The sequence below is a fragment of the Lysobacter capsici genome (assembly GCF_018732085.1).
In the GTDB taxonomy this organism is placed as follows: domain Bacteria; phylum Pseudomonadota; class Gammaproteobacteria; order Xanthomonadales; family Xanthomonadaceae; genus Lysobacter; species Lysobacter capsici_A.
The window spans coordinates 4487120-4499825 of sequence record NZ_CP076103.1; the positions used below are offsets into that span (position 1 = coordinate 4487120).

12 protein-coding genes are annotated in these 12706 nt (G+C 69.3%); 9 read left to right on the plus strand and 3 right to left on the minus strand.

Going from position 1 to position 12706, the window contains the following annotated elements:
- Positions 1 to 17 precede the first annotated feature (17 nt).
- On the minus strand, positions 18 to 1625 hold the full coding sequence (locus KME82_RS18735) for a tetratricopeptide repeat protein (protein ID WP_430538852.1): 1608 nt from the start codon (positions 1623 to 1625) through the stop codon (positions 18 to 20).
- 398 nt (positions 1626 to 2023) lie between these two features.
- On the opposite strand from KME82_RS18735, the gene hemA reads away from it, so the two are divergent.
- The 7 genes from hemA (at position 2024) to ppk2 (ending at position 8849) form a co-directional block, all read left to right on the plus strand.
- On the plus strand, positions 2024 to 3328 hold the full coding sequence (gene hemA, locus KME82_RS18740; protein WP_215495364.1) for a glutamyl-tRNA reductase: 1305 nt from the start codon (positions 2024 to 2026) through the stop codon (positions 3326 to 3328).
- 72 nt (positions 3329 to 3400) lie between these two features.
- Entirely contained in the window at positions 3401 to 4483 is a 1083-nt protein-coding gene (gene prfA / locus KME82_RS18745; protein WP_215495365.1) for a peptide chain release factor 1, read from the plus strand.
- A gap of 401 nt (positions 4484 to 4884) precedes the next feature.
- Positions 4885 to 5355, plus strand: a complete 471-nt coding sequence (locus KME82_RS18750) for a GNAT family N-acetyltransferase (protein WP_215495366.1) — start codon at positions 4885 to 4887, stop codon at positions 5353 to 5355.
- Positions 5356 to 5377: 22 nt separating this feature from the next.
- Positions 5378 to 7102, plus strand: a complete 1725-nt coding sequence (locus tag KME82_RS18755; protein ID WP_215495367.1) for a tetratricopeptide repeat protein — start codon at positions 5378 to 5380, stop codon at positions 7100 to 7102.
- 75 nt (positions 7103 to 7177) lie between these two features.
- Positions 7178 to 7696, plus strand: coding sequence for a molybdenum cofactor biosynthesis protein B (gene moaB / locus KME82_RS18760; protein WP_215495368.1), 519 nt, complete (start codon positions 7178 to 7180; stop codon positions 7694 to 7696).
- Between the two features lie 5 nt (positions 7697 to 7701).
- Positions 7702 to 8082: a helix-turn-helix domain-containing protein gene (locus KME82_RS18765; RefSeq protein ID WP_215495369.1), complete on the plus strand. Its 381-nt coding sequence runs from the start codon at positions 7702 to 7704 to the stop codon at positions 8080 to 8082.
- Entirely contained in the window at positions 8079 to 8849 is a 771-nt protein-coding gene (gene ppk2 / locus KME82_RS18770) for a polyphosphate kinase 2 (RefSeq protein WP_215495370.1), read from the plus strand. Before KME82_RS18765 ends, ppk2 begins: the two co-directional genes overlap by 4 nt.
- Before the next feature lie 256 nt (positions 8850 to 9105).
- Here the strand turns inward: ppk2 and KME82_RS18775 are convergent, their stop codons facing one another.
- Entirely contained in the window at positions 9106 to 9849 is a 744-nt protein-coding gene (locus KME82_RS18775; RefSeq protein ID WP_215495371.1) for a helix-turn-helix domain-containing protein, read from the minus strand.
- A 185-nt stretch (positions 9850 to 10034) separates the two neighbouring features.
- Here KME82_RS18775 and KME82_RS18780 point away from each other — a divergent pair, with 185 nt between their 5' ends.
- Both KME82_RS18780 and KME82_RS18785 read left to right on the plus strand, forming a co-directional pair.
- Positions 10035 to 10409 carry a hypothetical protein gene (locus tag KME82_RS18780; RefSeq protein ID WP_215495372.1) on the plus strand — a complete coding sequence of 125 codons (375 nt, stop codon included), beginning with the start codon at positions 10035 to 10037 and terminating at the stop codon, positions 10407 to 10409.
- 86 nt (positions 10410 to 10495) lie between these two features.
- Entirely contained in the window at positions 10496 to 11359 is an 864-nt protein-coding gene (locus KME82_RS18785) for a DUF2145 domain-containing protein (RefSeq protein ID WP_215495373.1), read from the plus strand.
- Positions 11360 to 11578: 219 nt separating this feature from the next.
- Here the strand turns inward: KME82_RS18785 and KME82_RS18790 are convergent, their stop codons facing one another.
- Positions 11579 to 12676 carry a hypothetical protein gene (locus KME82_RS18790; protein WP_215495374.1) on the minus strand — a complete coding sequence of 366 codons (1098 nt, stop codon included), beginning with the start codon at positions 12674 to 12676 and terminating at the stop codon, positions 11579 to 11581.
- Between the last annotated feature and the right edge of the window lie 30 nt (positions 12677 to 12706).

Sequence of the window (12706 nt, forward strand, 5' to 3'; positions counted from 1 at the left end):
AGCGATCAAACCAGTCATTACAGCCCGTACTTCTTCAACGCCCGCAGCAGCGAGCGATTTTCCGGATCGATCTTGCGCGCCTGTTCGAAATACTTGCGCGCCTCGTCGCGGCGACCGCTTTCCCACAGCACTTCGGCTAGGTGCGAGGCGATCTCGGCGTCTTTCTGCAAGGTCAGCGCGCGGCGCAGTTCGGTCTCGGCTTCCTGCACCCGGCCCAGGCGATACAGCACCCAGCCGTAGCTGTCGATGATCGCGGAGTTGTCGGGTTCGGCGGTGCGGGCGCGCTCGATCAGCTCCAGCGCTTCCTGATACCGGGTGGTGCGGTCGGCGAGCGTGTAGCCCAGCGCATTGAGCGCGGCCACGCTGTCGGGTTCGGCGACCAGGATGCGGCGGAAATCGGCTTCGGCGCGGGCCACGTCGTCGCGGCGCTCCCAGCTCAGGGCGCGGGCGTAGAGGATTTCCGGCTCGTCCGGGAACGCGGCCAGGCCGCGCGCGAACGCATCGCTTTCGCCGCTGTCGCTCTTGTCCTCGGCGCGCAGGCTGGCTTCCAGGATGTAGGCGTCGCGGCGGGTTTCGTCCTCGGCCGAGGCGTCGGACTGGATCGCGCGCAGGCTGGCGTAGGCCTCGTCGCCGCGTTGCAGCTTGTGCAGCACGTTGGCGCTGCGCAGGCGCGCGATCGAACGCTGCGAGCCGCCGGGCACGCCCTGGTACCAGCTCAGCGCTTCCTCGTTGCGTTCGAGGAATTCGGCCATCTGCGCCAGCAGCAGGCGCCGCGCCGGATCGGGCTTGGCGGCGTCGGCGCGCAGTTCGTCGTAGAGCTTGGTCAGGGTCGGCTTGTCCTCGGCGCGGGCCAGGTAGGACGCGCGCAAGGCATAGGTCTGCTCGTCCTGCGGGCCGCGCGCGAGCACCGCGGCGACGTTCTGGAAATCGTTGAGCCCTTCGTACTGTTCGGCGATCAAGGCGCGCAGATTGCTGTCGCCGTCGGCCAGCGGCACCAGGGTCGACAGCAGTTGCTGGGCCTGCTCGGTCTTGCCGTCCTCGCGCAATTGGCTGACCCGCAGCAGGCCGACCCGCGGCTCGCCGGGGAAGCGCCTGACCACTTCCTCGACGATGCGCTCGGTCAGCTTGGGCTGGTCGAGCCGCTGCGCCAGGCCGCCGAAGGCGACCCAGGCCATCAGGTTGCGCGGCGGCATCTGCCCGCCGTCGATGATCTTCTCGAGCATGCGCCCGGCCTGCTGCGGGGTCTTGGACCCGGCGGTCAGCACGCCCAGCGCCTGGCGCCAGCCGGTGGCAGGATCGCTGCTCATCAGATTGTTGAGCTGGCGCAGCGCGTCGCGCTCGTCGCCGCGACGCAGCGCCAGGGTCGCCTCGGCCGCGCTGATCGACGCGCCCTTGCCGCCGAGCTTGCGCCACAGCGCCAGCGATTCGGACGCGGTCGCGTCCTGCTTGGCGACGATGGCGATGGTGGTCGCGCGCTCGGCCAGGGCCACATCGCCGGCGGCGCGCGCGGCCTTCAGATAGGCGGTGGCGGCGTCGGTCAGCTTGCCGGCCTGGAGCGAGAATTCGCCGCTGAGCAGCGATTCCAGCGACGCGCCGGTCGGGTCCTTGGCGGCCCGGGCCTGCATCTGGGCGCGGGCGGCGGCGAGCGCGGCGGCGGAGGGCTGGATCGGCGCGGCGGCGGCGGAGACGGCGCCCGAAGCGAGCGCCAGGACCACGCTCAGCAGCGCGACCGGCAACCGCCGGAGGGAATGGGCCGCAGCCGCGGCCGGCTTACGTTTAGTTCTGTCTATTGGACCGATCGAGCAAATCGAATCGTAGAGAACCACGGCGAGACCAGTGGGCCGGTAGAATGGCGGCCTTCAGCAGCCCGCAGCTTATCGCAAGCACCTGAACCGATGTCCCGCGCCGCACACCGCCCGATGAAACTTTTTCGCAGCCTTGCGATGGCGGTCGCCCGTGCCCGCGCCCCGGTCGCACGCCGCCTGCGCGCGCGCGGCTTTCATCCCTTCAGCCGCGGTCTGTCATGAGTTTGTTCGTCCTCGGCATCAACCATCAGACCGCGCCGGTCAGCCTGCGCGAACGCGTGGCGTTTTCCGGCGACGCGGTGACCAGCGCGCTCGCCGCGCTGCGCGCGCTGGCGCCGGTGCGCGAGGTCGCGCTGCTGTCGACCTGCAACCGCACCGAGCTGTACGCGGTGGCCGAAGACGGCGGCGATGCGCTGGCGCAGTGGCTGGCCACGCATCCCGACGACGCCGGCGATCTGCACGCGTATCTGTACCGCCATCGCGACGCCGATGCGGTGCGGCATCTGTTCCGGGTCGCGACCGGGCTGGATTCGCTGGTGCTGGGCGAACCGCAGATTCTGGGCCAAGTGAAGGACGCCTGGGCCAGCGCCCGCGCCGCCGGCACCCTGGGCAGCCAGCTCGACCGACTGTTCCAGCAAGCGTTCTCGACCGCCAAGCGCGCGCGCACCGACACCCGCATCGGCGCCAACCCGGTGTCGGTGGCCTCGGCCGCGGTGCGGCTGGCGCAGGAATCGTTCGCGCGGCTGGACGATTCGACCGTGCTGCTGATCGGCGCGGGCGAAACGGTGGAACTCGCCGCGCGGCATCTGGTGCAGGCGAAAGCCAAGCGCCTGCTGATCGCCAACCGCACCCTCGCCCACGCCCAGGACCTCGCCACCCGCCACGGCGGCGTCGCGCTGCCGTTGAGCGAACTCGACCGCCACCTGGGCGAGGCCGACATCGTGCTGTCGGCGACCGCCAGCCGCGAACCGGTGCTGCGCCGGCCGCAGGTCGCCGCCGCCCTGGCCACGCGCAAGCACCGGCCGATGCTGCTGCTGGACCTGGCCGTGCCGCGCGACATCGCCGCCGACGTGGCCGAGCTCAAGGACGTGTTCCTCTACACCGTCGACGATCTGGAACGCTCGATCGAAGACAACCGCCGCAGCCGCCGCGAAGCGGCGACCGAGGCCGAGGCCATCGTCGACCTGCAGGTCGCGCGCTTCGTCGAAACCCTGGCCGCGAGCACCCGCACCGCGCCGATCAAGCGCCTGCGCGATCACGGCCAGGCCGCGCGCGAAGAAGTGCTGGCCAAGGCCCGGCAGCAACTGCAATCGGGCCAGGACCCCGCCGAAGTCCTCAACTTCCTCGCCCACACCCTGACCAACCGCCTGCTGCACGCGCCGACCATCGCCCTGCGCGAAGCGGCGCTGACCGGCAATCCGGAATTGGCGCGGGCGGCGGACAAGATGTTTCCGGCGGTGGAGCCGGGAATCGGGAATGGAGAATCGGGAATCGAAACAGCGGATTCGTCGGACGATCGTTAGCGCCCAGATCGCATCGCACGCGCTCTGGCTCTTCCGATTCCCGACTCCCTATTCCCCATTCCCGGCAACCCAATGACCCCCACCCTGCGCCGCAAACTCGAAGCCCTGGTCGAACGCCGCGAAGAACTCGAACGGCTGCTCGGCGATCCGGGCGTGATCGGCGACAACGACCGCTTCCGCAAGCTGTCGCGCGAATTCGCCCAGCTCGAACCAGTCGCGATCGCCCTGGCCGAGGAAGCGCGGGCCAAGGCCGACCTCGCCGCGGCCGAGGCGATGCGCAACGATCCGGAGCTGCGCGAGCTGGCCGACGAGGAAATCCTCGGCGCGCAGGCGCGGCTGGAACAGCTCGATGTCGAACTGCTCGCGCACCTGATCCCGAAAGACCCGCGCGACGACGGCGACCTGTACCTGGAAGTGCGCGCCGGCACCGGCGGCGACGAAGCGGCGATCTTCGCAGGCGATCTGTTCCGGATGTACGCGCGCTACGCCGAGCGCCAGGGCTGGAAGGTCGAGATCGAATCGTCCAATCCCGGTGAGCACGGCGGCTACAAGGAAATCATCGGCCGGGTCGAAGGCCGCGGCGCGTATTCCCGGCTCAAGTTCGAATCCGGCACCCACCGCGTGCAGCGCGTGCCGGAAACCGAATCGCAGGGCCGCATCCACACCTCGGCGGCGACCGTGGCGATCATCGCGGTCGAGCCCGAGGGCGAACCGATCGAGATCAACCCGGCCGATCTGAAGGTCGACACCTTCCGTTCCTCCGGCGCCGGCGGCCAGCACGTCAACAAGACCGAGTCGGCGATCCGCATCACCCATACCCCCAGCGGCGTGGTGGTCGAGAACCAGACCGAGCGCAGCCAGCACGCCAATCGCGACAAGGCGCTCAAGCGCCTGCAGGCGATGCTGTCGGACGCCGCGGCGGCCAAGGCCGCGGCCGCGCAGGCGCAGGACCGGCGCCTGCAGGTCGGCAGCGGCGACCGCAGCCAGCGCATCCGCACCTACAACTTCCCGCAGGGCCGGATCACCGACCACCGCGTCGAAGGCCTGACCCTGTACGACCTGCCGAACATCGTGGCCGGCGACCTGGACGGTTTGATCGGTCGCCTGATCCACGAGCATCAGGCCGACGAACTGGCGCGCTTGTCGGCCAGTTGAGTCGCAAGTTTCGCCGATCGTCGCCCCCGTGAGCCCCCTGTAGGAGCGGCGCAAGCCGCGACCGCGAAATCTCGCCTACGACGCAGGTGAGGTTTCGCGTTCGCGGCTATGGCCGAAGCCCCCTCGCAAGACGCGGCCGCACCCGCCTCTCCGGAAATACCGCGCGCCTTCTGTAGGAGCGGCGCAAGCCGCGACCGCGCCACCACGCTTGCGACGTAGGCGTGGTGGCGCGGTCGCGGCTTGCGCCGCTCCTACAGGGGGCTACGGGGACGATCGCGCGCAACCGCGTTGCCGCTTCGTGCGATGGCGCACACCGCCCGCGCCGATGCACGATCCCAGGCCATGACGTCGCACAGCCCCAGCGGCCATAATCGGCCATCTCCCGCCGGACCGACTTCGCCATGAGCCTCACCGTCCGCCGCGCCGGTCTCGACGACCTCGATCTGCTCGCCCCGCTGTTCGACCGTTACCGGCATTTCTACACCCAGCGTTTCGACGAGGCGGTGTCGCGCTCCTTCCTCGGCGAACGCCTGAGCCGCGGCGATTCGGTGTTGCTGCTGGCGGTGCTGGACGGCGACGACGGCGCCGGTTTCACCCAGTTGTATCCGATGTTCTCCTCGGTGCGCGCGGCGCGGGTATGGGTGCTCAACGATCTGTTCGTACAAGCGCATTCGCGCCGGCGCGGCGTCGCCCAGGCCTTGCTGGACGCGGCCGCGGCGTTCGCCCGCGCCGACGGCGCGGCGCGGCTGGAGCTGGAAACCAACCACGACAACCTCGGCGCGCAGGCGCTGTACGACGCCGCGGGCTGGCAACGCTTCGACGGCACCCAACGCTACCATCTGCCGCTGCATCCACCGGCCGCATCGGCTTGAACCCCGGTCGGGCTTCTCTCGCATGAACGATCCGCGCACTCCACTGCGGCAGGCGCTGCAACTCAATCCCGGCGACGCCATGGGTTGGGTCAGCCTGGCCGATCACGAACTCGATGCCGGCGACGCGCGCGGCGGCGAAACCGCGGCGCGGCGCGCGCTGAGCCTGCGCCCGGGCCATCCCGAAGCGCTGGCGCGGCTGGGCCGCGCGCAATGGATGCTGGGCCAGCGCGAACAGGCGGTCACCAGCCTGCGCGCGGCCGCGCGCAGCGCGCCGCAGCATCCGGGCATCAACGTGTGGCTGGCGCATGCGCTGGAAGACATCGGCGACGGCGAAGGCGCGCTGGCCGCGTATGCGCACGCGCACGCGCTGGCGCCGGGGCATGCGCAACTGGCGGCGTACCTGCTCGCGTGGCGGCGGCGCCTGTGCGACTGGTCCGATGTCGATGCGCTCGCCCGCCAGGTGCGCGACGCGGTCGCGCGCAGCGAAGCCTCGGTCGAACCGTTCGCGTTTCTCAGCGAAGACACCAGCGCCGCCGAACAACGCCGCTGCGCCGGCCTGCGCGCGGCGCAGATCGCCGGCGTGGTGCGGCCGCTGCCGCCGGCGCCGGCCAAGGACCTCGCCGCGCCGATACGCGCCGGGTTCCTGTCCAACGGCTTCGGCGCGCATCCCACCGGCCTGCTGACGGTGGCCTTGTTCGAAGCGCTGCGCAAACGCGGCGGCCTGGAGGTGCAGTTGTTCGCGCTCAACGGCGACGACGACAGCCCGATCCGGCGCCGCCTGCACGACGCGGTCGCGGTGATGCACGACGTCAGCCGGCAGCCGCACGGCCAGGTCGCCGCCACCATCCGCCGCGCCGGCATCGACGTATTGTTCGACCTGCGCGGCTGGGGCGGCGGCGGTGCGCCGGAAGTGCTGGCGATGCGGCCGGCGCCGGTGCAGGTCAACTGGCTCGCCTACCCGGGCACTTCGGGCGCGCCGTGGATCGACTACGTGCTCGCCGATCGCTACGTGCTGCCCGAAGCGCTGAGCGCCGATTTCAGCGAAACCGTGGCCTGGCTTCCGCGTTGTTTCCAACCCTCCGACACCCGCCGCGAATTGCCGCTGCCACCGCCGCGCGGCGACTGCGCCCTGCCCGAGGACGCTGTGGTGTTCTGCTGTTTCAACAACAGTTACAAACTCAATCCGCACAGCATGGCGCGCGCGCTGGCGGTGCTGCGCGGCGTGCCCGGCAGCGTGCTGTGGCTGATGTCGGGACCGGGCCGCGCCGACCAGCGCCTGCGCGAGTTCGCCGCGCAGCAGGGCCTGTCGCCGGAGCGGCTGGTGTTCATGCGCAAACAGCCGCATCCCGACTACCTGGCGCGGCTGCGCCATGCCGATCTGTTTCTCGACACCAATCCCTACAACGCCCACACCACCGCGTCCGACGCCCTGTGGGCCGGCTGCCCGGTGCTGACCTGCCCCGGCGCGACCTTCGCCGCGCGCGTGGCCGGCAGCCTCAATCACCATCTGGGCCTGGAGTCGATGAACGTGGCCGACGATGCGGCCTTCGTCGCCCGTGCGATCGCGCTGGGCAACGACCGCGAAGCGTTGGCCGAACTTCGCAATCGGCTGGCCGAGCGTCGCCGCGACAGCGGCCTGTTCGACATGGACGGGTTCGCGATCGATTTCGCCGCGATGACGATGGCGATGGCGCGGCGGCAACGCAAGGGCGAGGCGCCGGCGATGCTGCAAGGGCCGTCGCGTTAGCGCCGCGGCTCGACGCAGGCCATTGCCGCACCTGCCTCTAACCTCCCCTTCCGCCATTTGCGCTAGGCTGCGCCCATGACCGCAGAACGCGATTTCATCCCCCTGAACCTGTGCGTGCTGACCGTGTCCGACAGCCGCAGCCTGGCCGAAGACAGTTCCGGCGATTACCTGATCCAGTCGCTGACCGATGCCGGCCATCGCCTGGTCGAACGCAAGCTGCTGCCCGATGACCGCTACCAACTGCGCGCGGCGGTGTCGCAATGGATCGCCGACGAAGGCGTCGACGGCATCCTGGTCACCGGCGGCACCGGCTTCACCGGCCGCGACTCCACGCCCGAGGCGCTGCTGCCGCTGCTGGACAAGGAAATGCCGGGCTTCGGCGAACTGTTCCGCGCGATCAGCTTCGACGAAATCGGCACCTCGACCCTGCAGTCGCGCGCCTTCGCCGGTTTGGCCAACGCCACCTTCGTGTTCTGCCTGCCGGGGTCGACCTCGGCCTGCCGCACCGCCTGGGAAAAGATCGTCAGCGCGCAACTCGACGCGCGCACCCGGCCGTGCAATCTCGCCACATTGCGTCCCCGCCTCAAGGAGTGATCGGCATGCCGCTCGACACCACCCTGCGTTTGTTGACCAAGGCCAGCGGCCTGAGCGTCACCGACCTGGCCACCGCGATCCCGCGCGCGGGCGCGGCCACCGTCAGCGCCTGGCTGCGCGGCGACAAGCTGCCCGGCCGCGATCAGGTCGATGCGCTCGCGCGCGCGTTCGGCGTCCCCGCCGGCGCCCTGCTCGCCGACCTGGCCAGCACGCTGGATCCGGCCCGCACCCAGGGCGAACACGACCTGCTCGCCGCGTACCGCGCGCTGAGCACCAAGCAACAAGGCGCGCTGCTGGAAGTCGCCACCGCGATGGCCGGCACCAGGCGCGGCGCGGCCGGCAAACCCGCGGCGAAATCCTCCGGATCGAAAAAGGCCAGACGATGAGCAAGCTCAAGCGCAAGGATTACGAGGAGCAGCTCGAAGCGCTGCAACTCGAACTCGCGGCGATGGCGCGCTGGGTGCAGCACCACGGCAAGCGCGTGGTGGTGTTGCTCGAAGGCCGCGACACCGCCGGCAAGGGCGGCGCGATCGGCGCCTTGTCCGAACACCTCAACCCGCGCCAATGCCACATCGTCGCGCTGTCCAAGCCGAGCGAACGCGAAAGCGGCCAGTGGTATTTCCAGCGCTATGTGCCGCACCTGCCCGCGGCCGGCGAGATCGCGTTGTTCGATCGCAGCTGGTACAACCGCGCCGGCGTGGAAAGCGTCATGGGCTTCGCCAAGCCCGAGCAGGTCAAGGCCTTTCTCAAGCAGGCGCCGGCCTTCGAAAAGCTGTTGACCGACGACGGCATCGTGCTGTTCAAGTACTGGCTGTGTTGCGACCAGAAGGAACAGGAGGAGCGCTTCGCCGAACGCCTGGACGACCCGCTCAAGCGCTGGAAGCTGTCGCCGATCGACCTGGAAGCGCGCAAGCACTACGACGATTACACCAAGGCGCGCGAGGTGATGCTCGAGGCGACTCACAGCAAGCACGCGCCGTGGACGCTGGTGGATTTCAACGACCAGCGGCAGGGCCGGCTGAGCTTGATCCGCGATCTGCTATCGCGGCTCCCGGAAACGAAGCTGCCGGAGACCGAGCTTGAGTTCCCGCCGCTCAAGGGCAAGCCGTCGAAGGAGAAGTACAAGGTGCTCAAGCCGATCGGTAAAGGCTGAGCTCGCGTTTGCGTCTGTTGCGCCGCGGTGCGCGTGCGTCTGCGTCTGCGAATTTTGTCGTCGCGCATTATCGATGACGCGCTATTGCGGTATTCGCCGTGTATGCGGTGACGCGGTCGCGGCTCGCGCCGCTCCTACAGCGAGCCCATGTAGGAGCGGCGCGAGCCGCGACCGCGCCAATTCAACCATCGCGCCACTGGATTCGCGCGGTGCATGGCGATGACGTCGAAACGCCATCAGCCAACCGATAGCGAGGTCAGTCGCCCTGCGACCGCCGATACGGATGGAACAACTGCAGCAGCCACGGCTTCTGCGCCAGCACCAGGCTCACCCCGACCCGCTCCTGCGCGCTCAGCGAGGCGTCGCGCGCCAGCAGCGCATCGAACTCGCGCGCGACCTCGCCCAGCCGCTGCTTGAGCTGGCGGATGCCGGCGATGCTCAGCGCGCCGCTGAGCAACAGCAGCACGTCCTGTTCGCCGTCGAACGGGTCGGCGAAAAAATCGCCGAGCAGGCGATGGCGGAAATAACGTTCCATCGGCCCGTCGGCGCGCCAGCGGAAATTGCGCGCGGTCAGCGGCCGGCCGCGGTTGCCGGGCATCAGTTCGATGATCCCGAGCCGGTCCAGCCGCACCAGCAGCGCGGTCCACTGGGCGTTGTCGAAATTGAAATGGGCCTGGACGTCGGCCTGCTTCCAGCGGTTCAAGGTCAGGAACAAGGCCAGCAGCAGCGCCGGTTCGTCGACCAGCGCCTGCTCCTGCGCCTCGCTGAGCGCGGCCATCGGCGGGCGTCCGCGCGCCGACTCGGCGCTGAGTTCGGCCAGGCCGATGTCGAGCACCTCGCACACCTCCTCCAGCCGCTGCAGGCTCATCGCCCGGCGCGAAAACATGCGCTTGACCGCCGCTTCGCTGAGTTTCAGCCGCACGGCGAGATCGCGGTAGGTCAGGTCCTGGGCGCGCAGAAAGCGCTTGAGGGCGTCGACGAGTTCTAGAGAGAGGGCCATGGGGTATCACAATACGCTACCGGGCAGTCCTGTCCGAGCCACCTTGTCGATCATTCTTGCAATCGCCGCGGGGCCCGCCGAGGGTGGCTCCACATCAGGACAAGGTTGCTCGAATGCCACGGATTGCCGAACGCATGCTCCCCCGGGTCTTGGTGGGTTTGGCCGTCGCAGGCTTGCTGGCAGGGATGCCGGCAAGGGCGGCGGGGCAATCGGACGCGGTCAGCCGCCAGTCCGAGGCCAGTCTCAACGCCTCGGTCGAAGTGCCGGTGGCGGCGGCGCATGCCTTGTCGCAGGGCGCCAAGTTTTCGGTGACCGGCGTCGCCGCCAGTGCGCAGGGCGTCGCGGTGACGCTCTCGGCGGCCGCCGCCGGCGCTTCGTTCGTGATCGTGCTGTCGGCGCAACAGGCCAAGGAGCTGGGCATCAAGGTCGGCTGGGTGGTGGTGATCGCGGTGGTCGCGACCGGTTGGCTGATCAGCGGCGGCAAGCCGCTCAAACTCATCGGCTTCGTCCCCAACGATCAGACCCGCGCGCTCATGCACAGCGCGCGAATCGGCGCATGAACCCGCTTTCCAGAACGCTTTCCACCGGCCCGCTTTTCATCAGCGCGGCCTCCAGGAGAGCGCTCTCGTTCCTCGTTCGAACCTTCGTGGCTGGCAGGATGCCGGCGGCCGGCAGGACGCTGGCCATCACGCTGGCAGTGGCAGTGGTGGTATCGGGGCTGTTGCCCGCACAAGGACGTGCGGGCACTCGCTGCGAGAACGCCACCATCAGCCCGCAAAGCGCCGCCGCGGCCGCGCAGACCGCATTGACCGTCGCCGCCGCGCTCGACCAACGCGACGCCCCGGCCGCGCTGGTCGCGCGCGTGGGCACCGACCTGTCCGCGCAAGGGCTGGTCTACAGCCATGTCGGCTTCGTCGTGCGCGATCACCCGGCCGGACGCTGGACCGCGGTGCATCTGCTCAACGAATGCGGCAGCGACCGGTCCAATCTGTACACGCAGGGGCTGGTGAATTTCTTCGCCGACGATCTGGTCAACCAGGACGCGCGCATCGTCTGGCTGCAACCGGAACAAGCGCAGCGGCTGGCCGATTACCTGCGCGCATTGCCGCGCGGCGCGCTGCATCAGCCGCACTACAACCTGATCGCGCGGCCCGGCAGCGCCGACTATCAAAACTCCACCGCCTGGGTGGTGGAAATACTCGGCGCGAGCCTGCTCGATACCAGCGACGAACATCGGCTCAGCAGCCATCGGCGCGACGCCTACCGCGCGGCCGAAAGCGACGGCTTTCGTCCCGACCGCATCCACATCCCCTATTCCAAGCGCGTGCTCGGCGGCTTGTTCAGCGCGAATGTCGCCTTCACCGATCATCCGATCGGCACCCGCCTGGCCGGCGATTATCCGGTGGTGACGGTGCGCTCGATCATCGAGTATCTCGACCGCAGCGGCCATGTCGACGCGCAACGCGAGTGGCGCAACGGCCAGGTGATGACGCGGCTGGGCGCGTTGTAGCGAGCGGCCGGCGATGGATTCGCAGCAGATGCTTCGTCTCTGCCGCGATGCGCGCCGCGCGATTGATGCAGCGCAGTTCGTATCGAGCCGCGCATCGCTTCGCGCGGCTCAGCGCGCCGCCGTCGGACGCGGCGCGCTGCTATCGGCGTTCAGGACGCGATTGCCGCATTCGCCTGATGCCGCCGTCCATGCCGGACGAAACGGCATCGCACCGATCACTCACCAGAACTTGGCCTTCAAGCCCAGCTCGATCAGATCGCCGCCCACGTCGGCGACCTTGCTGACGCCGTCGCCGATCGTGTCGGTAACGTCGCGGACCACGCCGCCGCCGGGAATGCCGGTCCAGTCGAGGAAATCGCCGGCCCAGCCGCCCCAGTGATCGATGGTCTCGTTGGCCAGTTCGCCGCCGCTGTCGACCAGCACGTCGACGAAGTTGCCCGGGTCGGCGGCGATGGTCTTGAGCATTTCGCCCCAGCCCTTGATCAGGTCCGGGCTGACCGCGGAGGTGCCGATGCCGGTGTAGTCCTGGTCGCCGTTGAACTGGCCGTAGATCTCGCGGTGCGCGTTTTCCCAGGCGTTGTGCTGGCCGCCGGAGACCGACGCGAGCTGCTGGATGTCGCCGACCATCTGGGTGCTGCCCTGGAAGATCGCGTCCTGGCTCAGCACCGCGCCGCCGTTGCAGTCGTCGGTGAAGGTGAAGGTCTGGGTGCCGCGCAGGACGTGGCCGTCGAGGGTGTTGATGGTGATCGCGTTGGCGCCCGGGTCCAGGCGGATCTCGACTGGCAGCCAGGTCGGCGGCGGGCCGCCGGTTTCGAGCATGTAGCGGCCGCCGTCTTCCAGGCGGCTGGCCGGCGGGCGGATTTCCATGCCGCCGGCGCCGAACACCTGCTCGGGGTTGTCGACGAAATGCTGGTACGCCTCTTGCGCGGTCGCGTTGGGGATATTGCTTTGATAGACCGCGCGGGTGACGTCGACGCCGACCTCGCCGATCGGCGGGTTGGTGTTGAGGTCGGCCAGGATGTTGCGCACGTCGCCGTCGCTGGGATAACGCGGCGTACCCGGCGTGTGGCCGGTCAGGTAGCTGGCGAAGCCGCGCGTGGCCAGCGCGAGCATGTAGTCGCGCTGCTGCTCCTGCTGGTCGTGGCTGCCACCGACGGCGAGCGCCGGGTCGGGCCCTTTGACGCCGATTTCGAATTGATTGGGGCCGTAGTCGGCGTTGACCGGTCGCAGGTCCGGCGCGCGCGGATCGGCCGGCGGCACGGGCGGCTTGCAGGTGTCGAACTGGGTCGGATAGGACCGGTCGAGGGGCGGCAGCATGGGGGCTCTCCTTGGCGATTCGCTGTCAGC